We start from the raw sequence: 22,910 nt of genomic DNA, 5'->3' as shown, positions 1-22,910 counted from the left end.
CAACGGAGATATCGGCCTGCGCATATGTCGTACTAAAATAGCAGGCTTTGATAGCGCTCGAATTCCGGAGCTCCAAAGCCGCCGCAGCGAGAAGGGACATGCATGAGAGTGACAATCAGCAGAACTGACGTCGGTTTATCGGCCTATATTCACAAGAAAGACCTTGAGGAACCGATCATTTCGGTTGAACACAAAAACCTATGGGGCGGCTTTATTTTGCTGAAGAATGGATGGCGGATAGCCCTCCCCGACCTATCGCAGAACAGGCGCCTGCCCGTTACTGTCGACGCGAGGAGGCTATCCAGTTAGGGCGTGCGCAGGTTGATAGATGAGCGTCGATGCCAAGCGCAAGCGGGCATACAACCCAAATAGAGGGCATCGAGTTCCCGATCCCTTGAGGGCGGCCATCGGCAAGAGGCCGCCCGTAAATCAGCAGGAATCCGATATGATGCAATTCAACGAAACAACGCTCAAGGACCCCGTGGTCCCCATCCTTAGCGATATTGGCGGAGCTGTCAGCGTGCCGCTGGTGCGGATCGGAGATGCTCACGGGCTATACAGGACGCTGAAGGCAGTCGGGCCGGTGAAGGCCGACGAACTTGCCGATGCCTCGGATGCGCACTCGTTATGTGCGGGAGTGGCTGGCGGCACGGGCCGCCTCAGGCTGTGTGCACCATGAGCGAGGATTGTTCTCGCTGGCACCCGAGCGGGCCCACGTGTTCGCCGAGCCGGGCAGCCCGGTCGACCTGATTGGCGCGTTCGATACGGCTGCCGCGATGGTCGAGAACCAACTGCAAGCCGCCTTCAAAAACGGCCGGGGGTTGCCTGGGGCGACCAAGCTGGCTGCATGTTCTGCGCCGTCGCGCGGCTGTTCCGCCCTGGTTACGTCGATGCCCTCGTCCTGGAGTGGCTGCCGGGGCTCGATGGTGTGATCGACAAGTGGAAAACCGGTGCTACGGTTGCCGACGGAGAAAACATCAATCCGGTTGAGGGGCTTTACTGCTTTACTACTCAGCCTCGACGATGATCTGCGTTCCGACCTCCATCGCACAAGAGACAGGGCTCGCGCTTGGTGCGCAACCGGGAGAGAAGCGATTGACGGAGGTGATCCGGTCGGGCGGTTTCACTCATGTCCGGCGCTCAGCCCACGCCCCTCAACATGGTTCTCGAGGCGACCTGATGAGAAGGAGTGGCGGGTCGGGGTCCAGCCAGATGTGCAGGTTCTCGGTGCAAACATGACGCCGAAAAGCGGATAGTCCTTGAAATTCGGACTATCTTTGCACGCTTGAGGCAGATTCGGTGGTCGCTCTCCAACTCCCTGCTGGACGAGCGAAAGAGCGGGCGATACCCGCCTCATTGGCCGCACGCAGAAGCGATTCGGGGAATTGTTGCCGAGGCAATCTTCCCGCTCAATGCGTCGACGCTAGCTTTGATAGCAACCACGTATTCCTCGCCGTCATCGCAAGGCCATGCGTTGATCAGAAGACGCGCCGTGTCGCCCAGCGTCCATGCGATCTTGCGGGATGCCAGGCCTCGCCCCCAACCGGCGTGAGTGCTGATGATGATGTGAGGTGGCATTCATCACCGCATTAGTCGCCGCCGAAGCAATGCGGTCGACACGAGGAATGGTACGACTATGTAGATGCAGAGAACGCCGATATGCAGGCAGACATTGGCGATTGGTTGGCCCAGCATCGTCGGGCGGATAACATCTATCGAATGTGCCAAGGGCAGGAAGGCCGCTATCTGTTGGAATGCTACGGGCAATTGGTCTATAGGAAAGACTGCGCCTGACAAAAACAACATCGGTGTGATGACAAGGGTTTGGTAAAATATGAAGTAATCGTAGCTGGGCGCGAGGGCCGTTACGACCATTCCAAGGCTCGCAAAGGCTAAGCCAGTTAGAGCGATGACCGGAAGCGCATAGAGAAGGCACAACCAGTGTGTGTACCCCAGCGTGGCGGCGACGATACCAATTCCGGTGCCCGCCAGCGCCGCCTTAGTTGCCGCCCATGCCATTTCCCCAACGACTATATCCCCTAGCGTGAGCTGTGTGTACAACATTGCTTCCCAGGTGCGCTGGCCCTGCATTCGGCCAAAGGCCGCATAGATAGTCTCGAAGGTTGCAGCAGTCATCGCGCTTGTCGCGATCATTCCGGCCGCCAAAAATGCAGTGTACGATACGCCGTCAACGCGCCCTACCATCACTCCCAATCCAGCGCCGAGCCCGAATAGGTATATTATGGGATCGGCTAGATTTCCGAGAATGGATGCCAGCGCCGCTTTTTTCCAAGCCAGATAGTTTCTGCGCCAAACTGCGAGCCAGTTTAAACCGCCGGCGGGTAATGTTGCTACGCCCATCGTCTACTTCTCCATCTCGCGTCCGGTTAACCGCAAGAAGACATCCTCTAGATTTGGTGGACGCTCCAGCAAGCGCAGGCCCGAATATCTACGCAGTTGCGCGCGCACCTGCTCTGGATCAGGCGTGTAGCAGAACAGGGTCTCTCCGCTGATCTCCAGTCGCCTAGCATTCGGCCTGATCAAAAGACTAAGCTCCTGCGGATCGCCACCATAAATTTCGATCACGGGACAGCCAATCTGCTCCTCGATCAGGGCATGCGGTCGTCCTTCGGCGATCTTTCGCCCCGCTTCAAGCACGCACAGCCGGTCGCACAACCGCTCAGCCTCTTCCATGATATGGGTGGTCAGAAGAATTGTCTTGCCTTGTGCCAACAGCGATCGAAGTCGTTCCCAGATCAAGTGTCGCGCGTGTGGGTCGAGGCCAGTGGTCGGCTCGTCCAAAATGAGTAGCTGCGGGTCATTGATGAGCGCACGCGCCAAAGTGAGGCGCCGCTTCATCCCTCCAGATAGGTCAGCCACACGCGTATTCGTCTTGCTCTCAAGTCTCGCAAATTCAAGCAGCGACGGGATGACCGTTTCGATTTCTCGGGTGCTCATGCGGAAGTAGCGGCCGTATACTAAAAGGTTCTCGCGGACCGTGAATTCCAGGTCGAGATTATCGAACTGAGACACGATCCCGATTTTCGCTCGTGCCAAGCGAACTTGGCCCGGTTCCTGTACTCCGAGTACAGTGATCGTGCCCGCACTTGGCGACGTCATCCCTAGGATCATACGGGTGATCGTACTTTTACCTGCGCCGTTCGGCCCTAAAAGACCAAAACATTCTCCGGCGGCGATCGTAAACGACAAGTCATTGACGACAACTTTACCACCATATGACTTCGAAACGTCGGCCAAATCAATTGCAACTGGGGACAATGCGCCAGACTGCCAATCCACTGCCTTGCATTTCGAACCGCCCTGCCGCTCCGATAGGATGATATGATCCTGGTGCGGATCAGCGATCGTCGTCTTCAAATTCGCTAATTGCCCGTTCATTTCTTGTCCCAAATTTTGAGCTGCGGTGACGAGTTCATCACTCGCCACTATAAGCAATTTCAGATGTCGCCCGCCCTGGCATTTTAATAGCGCCCTGCTGACCAACAGCGGACGCAGTAGAGACTGATCCGCGCGACAGCCATGCGCTATTGGATAAGGTACAAAGGGCATAGGCCTTCAAGGGAATTAAGAGAAAGATGTTCAGGAGCGTGTGGAGAGCAAAACCCAGAAACCTAAGTTCGCGGGCACGATAGGCAGCCACGCTACACCGTACAAGGGTCATGGATCCAATGACCAGGATCGTCCACCAGGGTACTGTGGCGGTCAGCGCAAACTGACCAATTCCTGTCAATACCGACAGCGCAAGAAGTAGAAGGCCGACATTTTGCCCGATTGCGTCCAGCGTGAGATATCGATCGAGACCTGGTAGTACGGGAAGCGCAAGCAAAGTATCCCGAAAAGTGCTGCGTGCCCACCGTAGTTGTTGACGCAGATAAACTCCCATTGTGTCTGGAACGACTGTCGCCGCGATGGCGCTCGGAACATACTCAGTTCGAAAGCCTGCGCTCAGCATGAGAATCGTCAAATGGCGATCTTCGCCGAAGTCACTCGGCTTGCCGCGATAAAGCTGCGTCTCGTACTGATCAAGCAGCGAAAGCATAGCAGACCGACGGTACATCGCACATGGGCCGCAGCAACACATAACTGCACCGAAGCGAGCTTGCGCCGCGCGCTCCTCATTGCAGGCAAGCCAGTACTCCATGTCAATCAAGCGAGTTAGCCAGGTGTCCGCCTGGTTGCTGGCTTTCATTTGGCCCATCGCCGCACCGACTGCTGGATCGCGCATTTTATGGGCAAGCTTCGAGACGACGTCGGGGGCGATCGTGGTGTCTGAGTCCACATTCAAGATGAGGTCCCCAGAGGACTGGGTTATAGCGGCGATTTGCGCTTTGCGCTTTCCCACATTTTTAGGGAGAATTGTGAACTTGAATCTCTCATCGTCTGCATAGACAGCGCGCTGAGCCACAACCGCGTCGCGATTTTTGGAACCGTCGTCGACTACATAGATGCGCAATTTTCCGGCATAATCTTGCTCCGCAAGCGACGCGAGGCATTCCGAAAGAACGATTGGGTCCTCGTTAAAGCACGGCACAATGACATCAACGCTTGGCACGGGGGTGGCATTGATGTCTTTCGCAGGTGTTGTTGAGATCGTTGTCCGCCGAGCATGAAAGACCTGCGCGCTCTTGTAAACGGTGGAGAGCATTGCATAAAGCGAGACGGCGGCGATGCTGGTTGTTGCGAGCAGGGTCATGGTTTCTCGTTTGTCCAGTGTTTCAGGGAAGTGAACGAATCTCGAATCCGCGGCTATGCAGTGCCGGAATAATTCGAGAGAGTGCTAAAAGCGTCTGGTCACGCAGTCCGGCAAGCGAGCATTGCTCAACCTCATCGGGAGGACACCCGTCGTGCAAAAGCACGATTGCCCCAGGTCGAGCAGCAGCAAGCACCTCATCAACGATCACGTCGACGCCCGGGCAAGACCAGTCTCTAGGGTCGGCCGACCAGTGAACGGCTCCAAGTCCAGCCCTCATCGATGCTGAAAGCACGTCTTCAGTCCAAACCCCGTAAGGCGCTCGTAAGTGCCGGACCAAGGCTTGGGGACAGGCCGAGACAATAGCTTGATGCGCCTCGTCTATTTCACGTTTGACATCCTTGGGATCGCAGGTGGCGAGGTCGGGATGCGTCATGGTATGATTGGCGACATCATGACCTTCCGCCACAAGACGCCGAATGAGGTCGGGGTGATCCTTCACGTATGAACCGATAGCAAAAAATGTCGCCGGGACGCAGTGCTCAGCTAGAACATCAAGGATTTGCGGCGTGCAGAATGGGTTAGGACCATCATCGAACGTCAAGTAAACGCAGCGATCTTCCTGGCCGCTTGTGTGATTGACCGGTACTTCGCTCATATAGGCAGGCCGCTTCATAGTTCCGACCCGTTTCGTTCAATCAACGAGCCCGCAGGCCATTCCGTCATCGGACGGTCGACGGGAACTACCAATACGAGGACATCTTCAGTGCGCGTGGCTGGCAGGTCGGAATGCGCGTCTGGAAGCGTGGAGCGCACACGCAGCCCGGTCATGATATTGGCGGTACCGTCTCGGCAGTACCTTTCCATATGATTCCGCATGGCGTGGCGAACTGTTCCAAAAGCAAATGGAACGCTCAACTCGCGCAGAACCGGAAACATGGCGCGGACCGAGTGAGCGATGCCTAATCCTTCTAGATCCGGTCGCACTCCGTACAGGCCTAGCTCGGCCACAAGCAAATCAGTCGTACCGACCCTTATGAAGCGGCGTAACAAGCCCATGTGGCTAGCGACGCCGCGGGAGTCATATGCGATTGCGCGGCGTTCGGGTCTCGCACCACCCCAGCTTCGGCCAGTCTCGAACGGCTTGGCATTGAAAGCTCCCGTCGGCCCATAGGTCTTGCAAAAGAAATCAGCGAGTTCCGCGTGGTCTGAAGCTTCCAGCTCATTTTCCCAGCATATTTTCCACCGCACTTCAGAAGACATCCAAAAGCTCCACGTTGTTTCTTCACCCAGCCACGATCAAAGCTGCGCGAGATTGTTGCGCATGACGATTGGATTGTCGGTTAGACAATCGAGCGGTTAGGAGAAGTAAAGAATTGAAAACGGGCCCTCGCCCGGCATTTCGATTTTTCGTTCCCGGCCTTGATATTGATCAAGTTCCGGCTTTTCTATAAGCGATCCGAAAGATTGGTAAAATTGATTGTTTGGATGGCAATCATCTATGGAATGGATATACACTTATGCGTTTTAAAGGCCTTGATCTCAACCTTCTTGTAGCGCTCAACGCTCTAATGACCGAGCGCAAGCTCACAGCAGCGGCACGCAGCATCAACCTCAGCCAACCCGCCATGAGCGCTGCCATCTCCAGGTTGCGCGCCTATTTCAACGACGAGCTTTTTATCATGCAGAGACGGGAGCTAATTCCGACCCCGCGTGCGGAGGCACTCGCCCCCGCTGTTCGCGATGCTCTCTTGCATATTCAGCTCTCCGTCATCGCATGGGATCCAATAAACCCCGCGGAGTCCGATCGCCGATTCAGAATTATCCTTTCAGACTTCATGGCACTGGTCTTCTTCGACAAGATCATCTTGCGCTTAGCTCGAGAGGCGCCGGGGGTCAGCTTCGAGTTGCTGCCACTTGACGACGATCCTGAGGAGCTTCTCCGCCGTGGGGATGTTGATTTTCTGATCCTTCCGGATCTATTCATGTCTGGTGCCCATCCGAAGGCAAGGCTTTTCGAAGAGGAACTGGTGTGTGTCGGCTGCCCTACGAACGAGCAGCTGCCAGCGAAGCTCTCCCTGGAGCAATATATGTCCATGGGGCATGTTGCGGCTAAGTTCGGACGTGGTCTTAAGCCTTCTGTTGAGCAATGGTTATTGCTGGAGCACGGCTTCAAGAGGCGTATTGAACTCGTCGTGCCGGGGTTTAACTTGATCCCGCCGTTGCTCGCAGGCACCAACCGAATAGCAACCATCCCACTCCGGCTGGTCAAACATTACGAACAAACTATCCCCTTACGGATCATCAAGCATCCTTTGCCACTTCTTTCGTTCACTGAGGCTGTCCAATGGCCGGCTCTTCACAACACTGATCCTGGAAACATATGGATGCGAGAGATTATGATTAAAGAGGCTTCGCGCATGGAATCTGAGATGAAAGGTTGTACGTCGTAAGCGACCCCGCCGGGGTCATTTCACAGCTGCAGCAGTTAGATGGGCGCTGATCATTGGAACCTATGCATTCGGTCCCCAAACGAGGCATCACGTTACAGGCAGGCCCCGCTGCCTCAGCTCATCTAGCGTAGCCATTGTGCCGAGAGCGATCGTTTCTACCTGAGAAGTTGCCATTTGTCTGCTTTCCCTGGCTTAATGCAAAAGTGATCAGAACTTTATTCCTGTCACTTATGTTCGGCTCATTGCTGAAAACCAGCATCACGTCGCGGCGACTTCCCCGACCTCCCGCACATGCTTCCTGCGCCGCACTGACAACGCGCTGGCGCGGGAAAGCGGCCAAAGCTCAATGCTTTCGAACCGCGTAATCACGCTTTTCCTCGAGGATTAGCAACTGCGCTGGCGCATGAATTCAACTGCGGCAAAGCCCGAGCTAAATCCATAGCGTGGATGCTTTTGATCCACACAATCAATTTTACCAATCATTCCGTATGATCCATAGCAGGGTAACCGCGCGATGACGTTCCGGTAAGTTTATCGGTATCTCTCGTCACTTCGCAGACGAGCCGGAGCATCTTCCGATGTTAGCAGAAATTAGATCGAGCCTTCTCGCAAGGCCGTCGGCTTGTCGAAATTAGGCATGATGGAAAGGAATACAAATGGCTGATCAACTCACACTGGAAATTATCAGTGCGATCAATAAGCTCGTCAAAGCTGAAAACGGCGAGAGAACGACCGTAGCGCTCGGCGAAATAACGACTGACACTGAGTTGACTTCGCTTGGCATCGATTCGCTGGGTTTGGCCGATGTCCTTTGGGATCTGGAGCAAATCTACGGCATTAAGATCGAGATGAATACGGCCGATGCCTGGTCGAACCTCAACAATATCGGCGACGTGGTGGAAGCCGTCCGTGGCTTGCTCACCAAGGAGGTCTGAATGGACAGGCGCGTCGTTATCACCGGATTGGGCGGACTGTGCGGACTGGGCACCGATGCTTCCTCTATCTGGACGGAGATGCGCGAAGGCCGCTCCGCCATCGGACCGATCTCAAACTCAGAGATTCATGAGCTGAAGGGGATGATCGGGACCGAGATCAAGGTGCTGCCTCAACACGACATTGATCGCAAGCAGCTCATCTCCATGGACCGCTTCAGCCTGCTTGCCGTGCTTGCAGCTAAAGAAGCCATGCGACAGGCCGGCGTTTCGTGCGATGAAGGAAATGCCCACCGTTTCGGCGCGACAGTGGGCGTTGGCTTTGGCGGCTGGGACGCTACCGAGAAGGCCTACCGCACCCTCCTGTTGGGCGGCGCGACCCGCACTGAGCTATTCACTGGGGTAAAGGCAATGCCTAGCGCGGCTGCCTGTCAGGTAAGCATGAACCTCGGGCTGCGGGGGCCAGTCTTCGGTGCCACCTCTGCCTGCGCCTCGGCCAACCATGCGATCGCTTCAGCGGTAGATCAGATCAAGCTCGGTAGGGCGGACGTTATGCTAGCTGGAGGAAGCGACGCGCCACTCGTGTGGATCGTGCTTAAGGCATGGGAAGCAATGCGGGTACTCGCTCCAGATACTTGCCGGCCATTCTCCGCCGACAGGAAAGGACTAGTTTTAGGCGAGGGTGCGGGCATGGCCGTGCTGGAAAGCTATGAGCATGCTGCCGCCCGCGGTGCAACGATGCTTGCCGAGGTCGCCGGCATCGGCCTTTCCGCCGATGCCTACCACATAGCTGCACCAGCTGTACATGGGCCGGAGGCGGCGATGCGCGCCTGCCTTGTCGATGGGGGTTTAAATGCCGAGGATGTAGACTACCTCAACGCCCATGGCACCGGCACCAAGGCCAACGATCAGATCGAAACGACGGCGATTAAGCGCGTTTTTGGTGACCATGCTCGATCGATGTCCATCTCTTCTACCAAATCCACTCACGCTCACTGCCTCGGGGCAGCAAGTGCGCTCGAAATGATAGCCTGCGTGATGGCGATCCAAGAAGGTGTCGTGCCGCCGACCGCCAACTATCGCGAACCAGACCCCGATTGCGATTTGGACATCACGCCAAATGTGCCCCGGGAGCGCAGGGTGCGCGTGGCCATGAGCAACGCTTTCGCCATGGGAGGCATGAATGCTGTCCTTGCGTTCAAGCAGGTGCAATGAAGTGAAGACCGTCACGACTAACCGTTGTAAGACCAGCGGCACATGCTTGAAGCAGGCACCCCCGATTCCCGTCAGCAAGATCTAGCTCCAATTCCCCAGATACTCGCGCATCTGAAAAATGGTCCTCCGCTCAGCCACGTTATTCAGCTTTCACGTGTCGCGGGGGAGCTGGAGCCTGACTATTCTCGTCGCGGGAGTTCTCACTCGGCTCGCCGGTCGACTAAAGTTGACGCCTCATCCTTTCTGCCACGAACAAGGAGTGTTACTATGAATTCCACCTCCGCCTCCGCCCGATATCGTGCCAGGTGCTAGCTAGCTTGATCGCGAAGTAGTCGCATTCAAGTACCGTCCTCCCGCGAACAAGATGTGAGAAGTGACGATGACACGCAGCCAAAAAGAGAAGATGCTGGCAGGCGAAATGTACAACGCAGCGGACCCCGAGATCCAAGCCGAGCTGCTCCTCACCGGGGCTTGGTTGAAGCGGTATAATGACACGCTGGGCGACTCCGCCGAGCGGTGGAATGGGCTCCTTTTAGAACGACTGGGGGCAGTCGGGCTTGGAGCGGTTATTCGTCCTCCGTTCCACTGCGATTACGGGTTTAACATCCGGATCGGAGCTTGGGTTTACATCAATTACAACTGCGTCATTCTTGACGTGGCAGCGGTAACTATCGGTGACGGAACCGCAATAGGGCCTGCTGTGCAGATTTACACCGCGGACCATCCACATGATCCAGAGCAGCGCCAGGCTGGACTGCAGTTGGGACGACCTGTCAGCATTGGCAGGCACGCCTGGATTGGCGGTGGAGCAATCATTCTCCCGGGCGTGACAATTGGCGATCACGCTGTCATTGGCGCTGGTAGTGTGGTCACGCGAGATGTTCCTGCAGGAAGCACGGCCATGGGAAATCCAGCTCGGGTCAAGGCTGGTGGACGCTTGCCGAAATCATAAAAGCAGGCGTTGGGGTAAATCCGGCGGTAAAGGGGTAGCTTCTTTGCTTCTGCGAACGGACTTCTGGCCGCCATGGCCCTTTCGATTCCAACTGTCGGCACTTTCACTCTGACGCCCTCTTTGCAAATGCGGCTGGGCAGTCCTGCTGACCGATTCGTGATCACGTTTGCATGCAAAGCGGCAACTACGCCTTAGGGTCAGCCCGCAGACACATACCGCTTCACCTGCAGAAAGACGAATTGCCTTTCAGTCCGTGCGCCGACGAAAGACAATTGGCGGCATGTCGTCGGCAAATAGCAATTCCTGTTGGCGCGAACATTTTCAGAGGCAGGCGCCCAACACCCCGCGCGTAGCTTATCAGTCGACACTTTGCAGAAGGCATCGTTCGCTGCCCACAGCGTCTAACCGACGCAACCCGAGTGCGCGACATCCAGATCGTGGATGATAGCTATCGCAACAATCAATTTTACTAATCTGGTTGGATTTAATAGCACCCGCTGGAGGACACGCACCGAGCGGCGTCCGCCTTCCTGATTACCGGTCGGGGGCTCTTGGGACTTGGGTGACGAGCATGTGTGGGATTGTTGGCATAGTGGGACGGAAGCCCGTGTCGGAGCGGCTGATCGAAGCCTTGGAGCGACTGGAATACCGTGGCTATGATTCAGCCGGCGTTGCTACGATCTTCGAGAGAGAATTGCACCGACGCCGCGCAGAAGGCAAGCTCGTGAACCTTAAAACGAGATTGAAAAAAGAGCCCCTGAGCGGCACCGTCGGCATCGCCCACACGCGCTGGGCGACCCATGGCGCACCGACAGAATGCAACGCACACCCGCATTTTGCCGATGGCGTTGCCGTTGTTCATAACGGCATCATCGAAAATTTCTCCGAGCTGAAGGACGGATTGGCAGAGGTAGGGGCCAAGTTCCAGACCGACACGGATACCGAGGTGATTGCGCATCTCCTGACAAAATTCCGTCGGGATGGCATGGGATGCCTTGAGGCCATGCATGCCATGCTGAAGTGCGTTAAGGGCGCCTTCGCTCTTGCCATCCTGTTTGAGGATGATCCCGCGACCATTATGGTAGCGCGCAATGGACCACCATTAGTGATAGGCCATGGCGATGGTGAGATGTTTCTAGGCTCCGACGCGATCGCTCTTGCTCCGTTCACCAATGACATCACATATCTGAACGATGGCGATTGGGCTGTTGTAGGCAAAACGAGTGTCCAGGTTTTCGATATCGAAGGCAAAGTCGTTACGCGCCCGCGGCACAGATCGATTGCTACCGCCGACCTGGTCTGCAAGGGCAATCACCGGCACTTTATGGAGAAGGAAATCTACGAGCAACCGGAGGTCATTGCCCGTGCTCTTGGTCACTACATCAATGTCAACGATAGTCATGTCACAACGCCTTCAACCGACATCGATTTCGCCGGGGTTGAGAGCCTCGCGATCGCCGCCTGCGGCACGGCATATCTTGCGGGGTTGATTGGCAAATATTGGTTCGAGCGCTACGCACGCTTAATGGTTGAAATTGATGTCGCCTCTGAATTCCGTTATCGAGAAATCCCGTTGTCGCCGCGGTCAGCAGCTCTCTTCATCTCTCAGTCTGGTGAGACGGCTGACACGCTTGCATCGCTGCGCTATTGCAAAGCACAGGGTCTGAGAATAGGCGCTATCGTCAATACCCGAGAATCAACTATTGCCCGCGAGGCAGATGCCATCTTTCGGATCCTCGCCGGGCCAGAGATCGGCGTTGCTTCTACCAAGGCATTCACTTGCCAGCTTGCTGTTCTCGCGGCGTTAGCCATCGGCGCAGGCAAGGCGCGGGGCACAATCACAGTCGACGAGGAACAAGTGCTCGTCCAAAGTTTGGCGACGTTGCCGAGCGTTATGCGACAGGTGCTGAACGACATCAAGCCGGGGATCGACCTCTTGTCACGGGAATTGTCGAATTACCGCGACGTGCTCTATCTCGGCCGCGGCACGAGTTTCCCATTGGCCATGGAAGGTGCGCTGAAGCTCAAGGAGGTTTCCTATATTCATGCTGAAGGTTATGCGGCAGGAGAATTAAAACACGGTCCGATCGCCCTGATCGATGAAAATATGCCAGTCATCGTCATCGCGCCACATGATCGGTTCTTCGATAAAACTGTCTCCAATATGCAGGAAGTGGCCGCGCGCGGCGGCCGCATCATTCTGATCACCGACGAGACGGGAGCTTCGATGTCAAAGCTTCCCACCATGCACACTATCGTATTACCCGATGTTGCGGAGATTATCGCGCCGATGATCTTTTCTCTGCCGCTGCAGCTTCTTGCGTATCATACCGCGGTCGTTATGGGGGCAGATGTGGACCAGCCGCGGAATCTCGCTAAATCAGTCACAGTCGAATGATTGTGACGATTGGTTAGATCGCAAATCGCCTCCGAGAAAATCCACGACTTGATCAGACATCAAATAAGTGAGGTCGTATGCACGAACTTTCGCTCGCCGACGTGCCGTCGCGAATTGGCCAGGAACTCGGTAAGTCCGAATGGATCACCGTCGATCAAACTACAATCGATCTCTTTGCCGATGCGACACACGATCATCAATTCATCCACGTGCACCCGGAACGCGCGGCAGTCGAAACCCCGTTTGGTGGCACCATCGCTCATGGCTTCCTGACACTCTCGCTTCTGTCGGCGATGAACTTCAGCGGCATGCCAAGGATCCGCGAGCAAACCTTGGGCCTTAACTACGGCTTAGACCGGGTACGTTTCATGTCACCGGTTAAGACCGGCAGCCGTGTGCGCGGTCGCTTCGTTCTCTCTGAATGTCAATTTCGCGGCGCAAGCATGCTGGTGACCACTTACGAGGTGACGGTCGAGATCGAGAACGAGAACCGACCGGCACTCACCGCTAATTGGATCACTATCATTCAGTTTGATCCGAACGACAGGCCTAAAGGGATTTGACGCCAGCTCGCGCCAGCGGGTGTCGACTTGTTGTTTTGGCTGCACGCGATTTTGTAGTGTCACGCCGGAATTCTCGATCTGCTGCGTCGGTAATTGCGCGCTGGCATCATCCTTCGGGCAGGCGAAACGGGTTTGACTTGAATTTCGCTGTAATAGAGGCTGATTGATTGCATTCGTTCCGTCTGGCCGCTGCGGTGTTGCCGCTACTTTTGTCATCTTGCATGCTCGGGCCCGACCATGCACCGCCGGAAACGCCTTTACCGGAGAAGTTTTCCGAGGGTGCAAAACAGAGCGCCGGCGATGTTGCGGTGTCGGCGTGGTGGGATTCGTTTTCAGATCGTACGCTCGACCAGTACGTTGCCTCCGGCCTGGATGAGAACCTCAGTGTTCAGCAGGCGCTCGAAAGGGTTAATGCCGCCGCCGCGGACGTCACCATCGCTGGCGCCGGGGGCCTTCCCAAGGCATCACACACGACAAGCGGCGAGATCGGCAAAGGGGGAGATGTCACGAGCACACAGAATGTCTCGAGCGTGCAACTATCGTTGACCTGGCTGCTGGACGTATTCGGTCAGTACCGGCGCAGCACTGAAAGCGCACTGGCTTCTCTTGATTCTGCGCATGCGGCTGTCGACGCCGCAAAGCTAGCTCTAATCAAAGATCTTGTTTCCTCCTACATCGACGCCCGGTACTACCAGCGGCGCATCTCGATTTCCCGAGCGAACCTGAAGTCGCGCCAGGAGACCTACGATTTCACGAATTTTCAAGTCGAAGCGGGAGCGGCTTCCCGGCTGGATGTCTTGCAAGCCGAAGGACTTGTCCGATCGACGATTGCCGAAATACCAAGGCTAGAACTGAATTTTCGCGTGTCGGCGCATCACATTGCGGCCCTCCTCGCTTTGCCGTCGGAAACAGTGATCAAGCAACTGCAGAAAAGTGAAGGGCAGCCGGTCTATCGCGGAAAGATCAATGCCGGCATTCCCGCCGATCTTATTCGCAATCGATTCGATATTCGCCAGGCTGAACGGGATCTCGCCGCCGCGACTGCACAGATCGGCGTGGCGGAAGCACAGCTTTACCCCGCGATAACGCTCTCCGGCTCGATCACCCCTTCCTATACCAAGCAGCGCGGCCGTCACGGGGGTATCTTGAAATGGTCCTTCGGGCCGAGCCTCGACCTACCAATTCTGGACGGCGGCCGTTTGCGGGCAAACGTGGAGACTTCTAAATCGGACGCCGCAGCAGCCTACATAAGCTGGAAATTAACCGTCCTGACAGCTGTGCAGGAAGTCGAGGACGCTTTGACAGCCGTCCGACGCGACGTTCACACAGAGAACTCACGTCGCAGGCAAGTAGAAACGATCGAAGAAGCACTGAAGCTTTCGACGGCCTCGTACATGGATGGCGCCTCTTCTCTCCTCGATGTTCTCGAAGCGCAAAGGCAGGTGTCCAGCGCTCAGGCGAGCCTCGCTGCGGCGATCCAACAACTGGCCAAGGATCACGTGCGGTTGAATGTAGCAATCCGCGGTGGTTTTGCGGCTCCCAAAGTCGCGTCACCCAGGGAGGCCTCGACGGTTGCAGCCGCAAATGCAAACATCCAATCCGCACATTCGCAATAGCCGAGCGCTGGATGCGGGATGGTTTAACCTGATCACGTCATTAGCGCGCCAGCGCCTGAGTTGTATTGGCGCCGGCCGGGAGGTCGTCCAATCGCGGCACATGCCCTTCACCACCTCCCGCTTACGAGCAGGGCTTAGAGCTAATGGGATGGTCCGCCCTGTCTCCCGAGAGCATAACGGAGGTGGGCAAAGGAGGGCTGAAATTATGGATCGCAACCAACTGCGCCAATGCGCCGTCTTCGGCATCGATATCGGAAAGAACCTCTTCCACGTGGTCGGCCTGGATAGTTCCGGCGCGAGACGCTACTGCAGTTCTTCGAACGAGCGAACAGAACGCTTGTCGAATGGAATCCCGTCCGGGTTCCCAATGGCTTGCGCCAAGTTGCAGACGATGGGGCATTCCGTCCGCATCATCCCGGCGCAGTGAAGTCTATGTAAAATCGAACAAGAATGACATCATCGATGCTGCGGCGATCGCAGAAGCTGCAAGGCGACCGACGATGCGCTTCGTTGGCATTAAGCAAGCCGATCAGGTCGATCTTCAGATGTTGCATTGGGTGCGTATTCCGATGAAACCGGCCACCGATTCCGATTTGAAGCCGGCCATTTTTCGGGCTGATCCTGGGTCTGTTTGATGTTTGGATCGGGTTTTGTGCCACGTCAAGCTTTGCTGTGTTTCAAGCGCCATCGGTGAACGCTGTTTGCGCATACTTTCGCCAATGAGATCGATGCCTCGGCGTTGTGAACGAGGCGATCCAGTATCGCATCGGCGGCGTTGGGTTTGAAATAATTTCCCACCAGCGATCCAGGGGCACCTGGCTTGTGACGATCGTCGAGCGACGCTCGTAGCGGTCTTCGATGATCTCGAGAAGATCGCGGCGCTGATCATCGCTGAGTTTTTCCGGTCCCAGTCATCGAGGATCAGCAGGTCGGTCTTAGCGATAGATTTGGGGATTCTGCCGTATCGCCCGTCACCCCTTGCAAGCGCGAGCGTGGCGAACAGCCGGGCAACGCGGTGGTATGCAACGGAGAAATCCTCGCGGCATGCTTTGACCGATGGATGCGCCCCAGCGCCGAAAGCGATCTGGTATCCACTCAGCGTATCGCCGGTGGGAACTGGGCATGTGATCTGGGTCGGTTCCATGACGACAGCCGCCATAGCGGCGCTGATGGACGGCGATGCGCTTGCCGCGGTAAAAGATCTCGATGGTTCGCGCCGTTGCTCTAAGATCGACCTGCTGGCGAATGAGGGCATGGGGGACGGAATAAAGGAAGCTTTTGAACTCGACGTGATAATCGGTCGAGACACGGACCAGACGCCATTCGGCGAATTCGTAGTTTCACCCGGGAGGCTAGCGAGCGCAGCACGTTCGACACGTTCAAATACTTGCCGCCGGGTAACACCCAATCGACGCATGAGGTGATCGTTGATGCGATCAAGTGCCAATAGCGGCATTGGCCTCAGCCAGCGAGAAGAAAGTCAGCTTGCGCAACCGCCCCAGGATGCAGGTGGCGCATGGCGCCGTCGTCATCGGCGACGAGAACTTGTTTCAATGGCGTACCTTTACTGGTGCAGTCGATCAATAAATCACGTCGTTTCTATTTTCAGTTCCCTGCGCCACGTTGGGAAAGAGAAGCGCCCCAAGGGTGGAACGCTCCTCGGATCTTCGAATTAAATGAAGCCGAAATTTTCCGCCGTAAGCGAGGTAAGATCCGACATGTCGTGCAGATTGTCGACATGAGCGAAGGCATGCGCGTGGTTCGCAGAATCGACATAGGCTAGTGTCGCACCGTGAGTTTTGCCATCTTGACCGAGAGTTTTTTCGTCATGGTAGACAATGATGTCACCGGGGACTTCGTCGTGAATAGCGGTCGCGGCGGCAGAGCCAGACGTGAACCCTCGATCCGTGATTACCACGACGTGCTGACCGTGCGCTTTCGCGGCCTCGCCATTGTAGAAAGTGTCCACAAATTCGCCTGGGAAACCCTTCGAGTGGTTGATGAAATTTGCGCCAAACAGATCCCCTTTGCCGAAGTCACCGGCGTCCATGACAAAACGGTCTTGCTTCGGGTCGAAATCCGTCACAGTCGTATACCAGTGCGTTGTTCCAACCATAGGATCGTGGAACCGGAACACGAAGGCGTCGCCGTCTTCGCCGCCAGTCAGAACATCTGCGCCGTCGCCGGCCACCAGGGTATCCCTTCCCTTACCGGCGTCGAGCCTGTCGTCGCTCTCGCCGCTATGTGGTATTACGCGGCGCACTTCGAAGGGGTTGAAGGCTTCGATTGAGCCGTCGCTATACAGGAGGTCGTCACCAGGACCAGCATGGACTATGTCTGAGCCATCCCCCGCATAGACAATGTCATGGCCGTCACCGGCCTCGATCGTGTCGTGGCCGCTTCGAGCCACAATCCGATCATCGCCGCCACCGGCTTTGATCCAGTCATTAAGATTGCGTGCATAGATTGTGTCGTCGTCATCGGATCCGTTAATAAAGGGGCTGTTATCAGTGCCTTTGATCATCATCTCAAATACTCCTTATGAGGCAACGGGTGCCGCCTGTGCCCCTTATCTTTTCCAAGAGCGATTTAGTGAAATCCATTGTTTTGATATGAACGATTTGAATGACGGATGCCGCAATGTTTATCTCGGCCGAACGGTGCGCTCTTCGTGGATGGCCGGGAATATGAAAAAGACTTGGGGCAATGACAATCGGCGGCCAAGCAGTGGCAACACTGTCCGAGACGCCTCGTGGCGAAGGCGAAACTTCCTCCCTCGTATACGCTGCAGACAAATCTGCAGAGCACCTGATCTCAGGGTGCTTTGCAGGTCGAAAACGTCAGCTCCAGGCATGGAGCGGTGGCTTCTCGCCATTCAGGAAATACTTACCCAAAATGGCGTACTTCCAGCGGACCGGGTCGTGCAGAGTATGGGTGCGGGCGTTGCGCCAGTGGCTATCAAGCCCGTGCTCTGTAAGTTTGAGCGCGTTGAGTATCTTCGCTTCGGCGGTAACGATCTGGGCTTCCGCAACGGTTCAGGAAGAACAAATTGGCGATGCTGATCACCAGCAGGAACAGCGCCGAGATACTGGTCTCGACGACGCCGTCAATGTTGTGAATATCCTCAAGCCGACCCGACGCGTCCCTATGACACGCTTCTCCACCACGGTGAGCCCAACACGGCTGGGTGGGAGTCGGACGGGCGTCTCACCCATCACTCGCGAGTTGCCCAGACGGCAGAGCCGGCCTCGGGATCGGGCATGGCACCGCAGGGTCGGCAGCCGCTCGGCCCCACCCAGTGGCTGACCGACGATCATATCACTGCGAAATACAGGCTCCTGGACTCGCTGCGGATTACAGGCTCCTGGACCAGGAGTGGCAGGGACGCTCTGCGGATCTGGCCGCCCGGACGAGCGTCGTGAATTCTGTCGTGGCATAAGCTCAGCTACAGTCGCGCTTTCGTTGTGCGAGCCTAATTTTGTTGGCGCGGCAAATGCTTGTGCCACCAGCTGGAAAATAAACCATAATATATATGAAGATATATTGTCGTATATTTTCCTTTAAACGGTGAAGTATCAATCCATTCCCGTTTTTGATATAACATAAACGAATATATTCTTAAATATATCCTCTGCGTCTCTTGTCTTAAATCAGGTAATTGTAGAGAGTCTGCTTATGAAAGAGGTTTGACAATGCTGAAATATTCAACAGGCGAAGGGCTGTCGCAGGGAGGAACGTCGGCTATGGTCCAGGAGGAAGGCTCCAGCACAGCAGGGACAACGCCTCCTATGTCCCAAAGAGCGTCGGGTCGACCCAAGACCCAGCGGACGCGATGCGAAACTTGATCCAGTCGAGCGATTTGGCTTTTCTCATGGAAGCTGATGATGCCCTCTCCGCGGGTAAGGCGGGGCCTGCAGACTTTGGGCGTCCAGCCCAGCACCGGATGTTAGTTTCGCTCGTTATGGAGTTACATATGTCGCTAATTAAAAGAAAAATCTTCTCCGTAGGTGTCTTGACGCTAATGGCATGCGGCGCGTCGGCGGCCGATCTAGCTGACCACAGCGTTCCGAGCGCCCCCTCTTATGACGCACCGGGAACCTTCTCGTGGGCCGGGGCTTACGCCGGTCTTCATGGAGGTGTCGCAGCCTCCAAATTCAACCCGTTCAACAATGGTCGCGCCCCAGCGGTGGGCGCTCAGGTAGGTTACAATTTCCAGGCTGGATCGGGCGTTTTCGGCGCCGAACTGGAAGGCTCTTACTTGAACAACGAAGTGCGTGTGCCCGGCGGCAACGTGGAAAGCCGCTTCCGCGGCGGCGCGAAAGCGAAGGCTGGCTTGGGCTTTGATCGCACTTTCGTCTACGGCACCGCGGGCGTCACAACGACCGAGTTCGAGGGCCGCCGCCTCGTATCCGGATCGGACAAACGGAAATCCGGGCCGGATAGCTGGAAACAGGGCTACCTCTTCGGTGGCGGCGCCGAGCACGCGTTTTCGGGCGGCGTGTCGGCAAAGATCGAGTACAACTACGTCATTAACAACGCCGTCCCGACCACGAGCGGAGGCATCAGCTCGAAGTCCGACCTCAACGATAATGTAATTGAGGCGGGCCTTAACTTTCGCTTCTGACGAACTCGTCTGAAGCCTTGAGCAAACGCAAACACCAGGCAACCGCCCGCACGATCGGCCATGCCTCGAAATGCCGGCCCTTGAAATCTTCTATCGGTTGCCGCTTCAGCTTTTCGGTAATCGCATTCAGAATCGTCGGCTCGCTCCACAACTTTTGGAGGGACAATCTCTCGTCCCATGGTCCACATACCGTTAAGCGCCCAAATTTGCCACAGGCCCTGCTTCGAAGTTGTCAGTCATCTGCCGTACGGTTCCGAGTCAATGCCAAGCTATAGCGATCGGGCTGACGCACTCGGTTAAAATTGACGGCTCGAATTGTTTTTCAGACGAGCGGCGCCAAACGGTTGCCGACGACGATCCCGTCTGGAAGATGCGCTTTTTGGTTGTATATATCAAGGGTATCTAATATGGTTTTCAGAGTTAGCCGCCCACCGAACTGGGCACTTACTGCTTAGATGTGACGAAGTTAATCTTGCGCCGAACCGGGAGGTTGTCGTGAAGGAAGAATCCTCAGCGGTCTCGAATCTGGTGTTCGATTTCCTGTCAGAGTCAGCCAGTGCAAAGAGCAAAGACGATGTGTTACTCCTACTTGGAAAAATTTCACAATATTTCGGGTTTAGTTATTTCGCGATATCCGGCATCCCCTCGCCTCCGGAGCGAATTGATCCCTATTTCGTATTGGGCAATTGGTCAGCCGGGTGGTTTGATCGCTATCGTGAAAACAACTATGTCCACGCCGACCCCATAGTGCAGCTTAGCAAGACATGTGATCACGCATTTGTTTGGTCGGAAGCTCTGCGAGATCAAAAACTCGCTCGGCAGAGCCGTCGTGTCATGAATGAGGCACGCGAATTCAGGTTGATTGACGGCTTTAGCGTTCCTTTACACACTGCCGCCGGGTTTCAATCGATTGTCAGTTTTGGAGCGGAAAGGGTAGAGCTCTCAACCTGCGACCGAAGCGCGCTCTATCTGATGGCGGCTTACGCGCACAGCTTGCTCCGCGCCCAAATTGGGAATGATGCCAGTCGAAAGATTCAGGCCTTACCCATGATCACAACGCGAGAGCGCGAAATCATCCATTGGTGTGCCGCAGGCAAAACAGCAACAGAGATCGCAACGATTCTCGGACGATCCCATCGAACCATTCAAAATGTCATTTTGAACATCCAGCGAAAGCTCAATGTGGTTAATACACCTCAGATGATTGCCGAAAGCTTTCGTCTCAGAATCATTCGCTGAAACATATGCAGATTCGGGCACTTCAAAGATCGGGCCTGTTGGATCACGACAACCATCATGATCAGATAGTAGCCCCGTTGAAATGCAGAGCTAAATTTGCGCCTGAATTGATAGACAGGCGCAACACAGTTTTCGGTGGCTCGAGCAGAGAGCATCCATTGGGTGGCTGCGAGGACGTGCTTTGAATTTGTTTCCTCAGAAGTCGTCCAATGACCACCTACCGCCAGACGGCCCCCCCGAATTGACCAGTCGCGTCTTTTGGGGTGATCCCCGACAGATCGCAGTGGTTGGCATTTTCTGGTCGGGCATCTTGGATTAGCCGCGCACTTTTGACCGGCGCATTTATCATGCAATACGCGTTAAAGCGTGCGGGTAGCCCTGGCAATGTATTCGCCAGGTTACCATTTGGTCTGCAGTTGACGCTTGCCCCCTCCAAACGTCCGGATGGATCCACGGGCTCACCGCTGAAGTCGCATGTTTTCCCGGTTGACGTTCCCGGATTTCCAACCGGGCCGGCAAGCGTGACGCCGCGGATCACAATGCCAGTTTCTACGGGCTTCGCTGCGACCTTGCCTTTTTGATGCTCCTCAGCCGCGGCCGCCTGCGCGAAGGTGACCGTCAGAGCGAAAGCAGCTAGGCATCCGAAAGCTCTCAAAGTAGCAGTCATTAAAACTTCTCCTCTTTTGCCGGCCGGCAAGATGTCGCTTCCGGACCGATGTCTCTGAATCGAATGAAAGGACCTGCGCCCCTTTCAAGTTACCGAAATTTGATCAGGTAGTTCACGGCCACGTTCTTGGGACGCGTCTCAAGAGCGGTGCGTGCCGGACTTTCCGGCGCGCCTGTCGATTTGCTTGAAATGGAAGTTCCCGCGGCACTGCCCTGTTGCGAAATTCCCGACGGCGTCGTTATCTCATAGGGATGCGAATGAATTTGCAGAGCATCGCATTGGAGTGATCCAACAACATTTGCAACATTATTGCCAGTTGGATCTAGCCGTCGTTTCGCGTCGGGGTCCATACCGGCACCGGCATCGAAACCGCGCAGGAACAGTCCACGGTAGTCTGGAATCCGAAATTCCAGATCGGCCGTAGAATTCCGCTCTCCATAGAGTCCACCGAGAACGGCGTAGAGTTCTGGATAGGCGGCTGCCTTGAGATAGCGCCCATCGCAAAGTATCCATCCCTGGGCTTCGACGTAGCTGATAGGAGCTTCCGCATTTGTACCCGCAGCCACGCCAGAGCTTGCGCAGGGTGTGTTGCTCCAGATCGTATTGACCGAGCTCGAGATAGGGGCAACTTGCCCTGCAAAGGGACAAATCGCACCGATTGGAGGCCCTGCAAACATCGTTGGTTCCTCGGGCAATATTGATGTGTGAGGAAAGGAGTGCCAATTATCAGCAACAACAGGCACTCCCATGTATTAGTTCCGCCCTGACGGGCGGAGCTGAAGCCAATTCACCCTGCCATCAAGCCGGGTTGACGTCCCAGGTATTGTCCTCTTGGAGCACGCCTACGAGATTGAAGACGGCAGAGGGAAACTTGGCTTCCCTGGTCTGGGTGATCGTGTCGATGCTGAGCACCGACCCGATAGTGACATTCGTTCCCGCCGCAATCCAATAGCTCGGAGTTGGCGTGAACGTGTGGAGCAGATTGGTGCCCGCTTGTGCAACATAAGTCCCTGTTCCGGACATGCCGATGCCCACGGAGAACCGGTTGTTTGGCACATTGCCAGCATCGTTGATGACCAGTGATCCTGCAGGATCCCCCTTGATCGGCGCGGTCAGGCCAGGTCCATCGCTTAATGAAAAAGTAGTGGTGTTTCTCCCGCTGGGGCTGCAGTCCTCCACCCCGGAGGCAAAAAAGTCCACGCCAGGAATCAGTTGTCCCGTGTCGCTCCAGACGAAATTATAGGCGAGCTCCCAAGTGAACTTGATTTGATTGCCAACCCGAATTTGATACGGAGAGCAGAACCATGCCAAGGAGAAGACATTGGCAACAGGTTGAGGCATCTTTTGATAGACATAGAAGGTCCAAGGTTGCGCCGATTGATTCTTCAGCAATAACGAATATTGCGTTCCTTGGGCAAGCGCTGCGCTTCCCGGCTGTGATGCACGGGCATGATCCGTCATTTCCTTGTCTACGTAGCTGACATGCAAGGACATTTAACTCTCCCTTTCCATTGATTTTCTGTCTTCACGCCAGGACTGG

Annotated in this window: 19 protein-coding genes and 7 pseudogenes; 12 read left to right on the top strand and 14 right to left on the bottom strand. The window is 55.7% G+C overall.

What is annotated here, in order from left to right:
- The first annotated feature begins 102 nt into the window (after positions 1 to 102).
- A complete protein-coding gene (nifT, locus tag N2600_RS27405; RefSeq protein ID WP_017991528.1) occupies positions 103 to 309 on the top strand; it encodes a putative nitrogen fixation protein NifT in 207 nt (68 codons plus the stop codon).
- A gap of 136 nt (positions 310 to 445) precedes the next feature.
- Positions 446 to 1,180 (top strand): annotated as a pseudogene (locus N2600_RS27400) (hypothetical protein).
- A gap of 96 nt (positions 1,181 to 1,276) precedes the next feature.
- Here the strand turns inward: N2600_RS27400 and N2600_RS27395 are convergent.
- From N2600_RS27395 to N2600_RS27370, 6 genes and pseudogenes are all read right to left on the bottom strand, one after another.
- Positions 1,277 to 1,578: pseudogene (locus N2600_RS27395) on the bottom strand (DUF982 domain-containing protein); the annotation flags it as partial.
- Between the two features lie 3 nt (positions 1,579 to 1,581).
- A complete protein-coding gene (locus N2600_RS27390; protein ID WP_168285988.1) occupies positions 1,582 to 2,361 on the bottom strand; it encodes an ABC transporter permease in 780 nt (259 codons plus the stop codon).
- 3 nt (positions 2,362 to 2,364) lie between these two features.
- Positions 2,365 to 3,399, bottom strand: a complete 1,035-nt coding sequence (nodI, locus tag N2600_RS27385) for a nodulation factor ABC transporter ATP-binding protein NodI (RefSeq protein ID WP_131586684.1) — start codon at positions 3,397 to 3,399, stop codon at positions 2,365 to 2,367.
- Positions 3,400 to 3,436: 37 nt separating this feature from the next.
- Positions 3,437 to 4,714, bottom strand: coding sequence for a chitooligosaccharide synthase NodC (gene nodC, locus N2600_RS27380; RefSeq protein WP_131586633.1), 1,278 nt, complete (start codon positions 4,712 to 4,714; stop codon positions 3,437 to 3,439).
- A gap of 22 nt (positions 4,715 to 4,736) precedes the next feature.
- Positions 4,737 to 5,387, bottom strand: coding sequence for a chitooligosaccharide deacetylase NodB (nodB, locus tag N2600_RS27375; protein ID WP_131586635.1), 651 nt, complete (start codon positions 5,385 to 5,387; stop codon positions 4,737 to 4,739).
- Entirely contained in the window at positions 5,384 to 5,974 is a 591-nt protein-coding gene (locus N2600_RS27370; RefSeq protein WP_131586637.1) for a NodA family N-acyltransferase, read from the bottom strand. The genes nodB and N2600_RS27370 overlap by 4 nt, the downstream gene beginning before the upstream one ends.
- Positions 5,975 to 6,231: 257 nt before the next feature.
- On the opposite strand from N2600_RS27370, the gene nodD1 reads away from it, so the two are divergent.
- From nodD1 to N2600_RS34670, 8 genes and pseudogenes are all read left to right on the top strand, one after another.
- Positions 6,232 to 7,164: a transcriptional regulator NodD1 gene (gene nodD1 / locus N2600_RS27365; RefSeq protein WP_131586639.1), complete on the top strand. Its 933-nt coding sequence runs from the start codon at positions 6,232 to 6,234 to the stop codon at positions 7,162 to 7,164.
- Positions 7,165 to 7,820: 656 nt separating this feature from the next.
- Positions 7,821 to 8,099 carry an acyl carrier protein gene (locus tag N2600_RS27360; protein WP_077988156.1) on the top strand — a complete coding sequence of 93 codons (279 nt, stop codon included), beginning with the start codon at positions 7,821 to 7,823 and terminating at the stop codon, positions 8,097 to 8,099.
- Positions 8,100 to 9,311, top strand: coding sequence for a beta-ketoacyl-[acyl-carrier-protein] synthase family protein (locus tag N2600_RS27355; protein WP_131586641.1), 1,212 nt, complete (start codon positions 8,100 to 8,102; stop codon positions 9,309 to 9,311).
- A gap of 379 nt (positions 9,312 to 9,690) precedes the next feature.
- Positions 9,691 to 10,263 carry a nodulation O-acetyltransferase NodL gene (gene nodL, locus N2600_RS27350; RefSeq protein WP_003551796.1) on the top strand — a complete coding sequence of 191 codons (573 nt, stop codon included), beginning with the start codon at positions 9,691 to 9,693 and terminating at the stop codon, positions 10,261 to 10,263.
- A gap of 571 nt (positions 10,264 to 10,834) precedes the next feature.
- On the top strand, positions 10,835 to 12,661 hold the full coding sequence (gene glmS / locus N2600_RS27345) for a glutamine--fructose-6-phosphate transaminase (isomerizing) (RefSeq protein ID WP_131586643.1): 1,827 nt from the start codon (positions 10,835 to 10,837) through the stop codon (positions 12,659 to 12,661).
- Positions 12,662 to 12,738: 77 nt separating this feature from the next.
- The gene (locus tag N2600_RS27340; RefSeq protein ID WP_003551781.1) at positions 12,739 to 13,224 is read left to right on the top strand and encodes a MaoC family dehydratase; all 486 of its coding nucleotides are present in this window, start codon (positions 12,739 to 12,741) and stop codon (positions 13,222 to 13,224) included.
- 167 nt (positions 13,225 to 13,391) lie between these two features.
- Positions 13,392 to 14,840 carry an efflux transporter outer membrane subunit gene (locus N2600_RS27335; RefSeq protein WP_131586645.1) on the top strand — a complete coding sequence of 483 codons (1,449 nt, stop codon included), beginning with the start codon at positions 13,392 to 13,394 and terminating at the stop codon, positions 14,838 to 14,840.
- Positions 14,841 to 15,045: 205 nt separating this feature from the next.
- A pseudogene (locus tag N2600_RS34670) lies at positions 15,046 to 15,403 on the top strand (IS110 family transposase); the annotation flags it as partial.
- A gap of 134 nt (positions 15,404 to 15,537) precedes the next feature.
- On the opposite strand, the pseudogene N2600_RS27325 reads toward N2600_RS34670, so the two are convergent.
- The 4 genes and pseudogenes from N2600_RS27325 to N2600_RS27310 all read right to left on the bottom strand — a co-directional run.
- Positions 15,538 to 15,891, bottom strand: a pseudogene (locus tag N2600_RS27325) (ATP-binding protein); the annotation flags it as partial.
- Positions 15,892 to 16,351 (bottom strand): annotated as a pseudogene (locus tag N2600_RS27320) (Mu transposase domain-containing protein); the annotation flags it as partial.
- A 161-nt stretch (positions 16,352 to 16,512) separates the two neighbouring features.
- Entirely contained in the window at positions 16,513 to 17,367 is an 855-nt protein-coding gene (locus N2600_RS27315) for a calcium-binding protein (protein WP_003551775.1), read from the bottom strand.
- A gap of 313 nt (positions 17,368 to 17,680) precedes the next feature.
- Positions 17,681 to 17,875, bottom strand: a pseudogene (locus N2600_RS27310) (SfnB family sulfur acquisition oxidoreductase); the annotation flags it as partial.
- 938 nt (positions 17,876 to 18,813) lie between these two features.
- Here N2600_RS27310 and N2600_RS27305 point away from each other — a divergent pair.
- Positions 18,814 to 19,464: an outer membrane protein gene (locus N2600_RS27305; RefSeq protein WP_260299458.1), complete on the top strand. Its 651-nt coding sequence runs from the start codon at positions 18,814 to 18,816 to the stop codon at positions 19,462 to 19,464.
- A 25-nt stretch (positions 19,465 to 19,489) separates the two neighbouring features.
- Here the strand turns inward: N2600_RS27305 and N2600_RS27300 are convergent.
- Positions 19,490 to 19,597, bottom strand: a pseudogene (locus tag N2600_RS27300) (IS6 family transposase); the annotation flags it as partial.
- A 362-nt stretch (positions 19,598 to 19,959) separates the two neighbouring features.
- On the opposite strand from N2600_RS27300, the gene N2600_RS27295 reads away from it, so the two are divergent.
- A complete protein-coding gene (locus tag N2600_RS27295; protein WP_131586647.1) occupies positions 19,960 to 20,703 on the top strand; it encodes a helix-turn-helix transcriptional regulator in 744 nt (247 codons plus the stop codon).
- A 217-nt stretch (positions 20,704 to 20,920) separates the two neighbouring features.
- Here the strand turns inward: N2600_RS27295 and N2600_RS27290 are convergent, their stop codons facing one another.
- The 3 genes from N2600_RS27290 to N2600_RS27280 form a co-directional block, all read right to left on the bottom strand.
- Positions 20,921 to 21,370: a protein rhiC gene (locus N2600_RS27290; protein WP_260298946.1), complete on the bottom strand. Its 450-nt coding sequence runs from the start codon at positions 21,368 to 21,370 to the stop codon at positions 20,921 to 20,923.
- Between the two features lie 89 nt (positions 21,371 to 21,459).
- Positions 21,460 to 22,047 (bottom strand): phage tail protein, encoded by a 588-nt coding sequence (locus N2600_RS27285; RefSeq protein WP_260298945.1) that lies wholly within the window; start codon positions 22,045 to 22,047, stop codon positions 21,460 to 21,462.
- Between the two features lie 121 nt (positions 22,048 to 22,168).
- Complete coding sequence (locus N2600_RS27280) at positions 22,169 to 22,864, bottom strand: protein RhiA (RefSeq protein ID WP_003551764.1); 696 nt, start codon at positions 22,862 to 22,864, stop codon at positions 22,169 to 22,171.
- Positions 22,865 to 22,910 lie beyond the last annotated feature (46 nt).

It is taken from the genome of Rhizobium sp. WSM1274 (assembly GCF_025200775.1).
Lineage (GTDB): Bacteria > Pseudomonadota > Alphaproteobacteria > Rhizobiales > Rhizobiaceae > Rhizobium > Rhizobium leguminosarum_I.
Note: the sequence above shows the minus strand (reverse complement) of the source record. Positions and strands in the feature narration are given on the sequence as shown.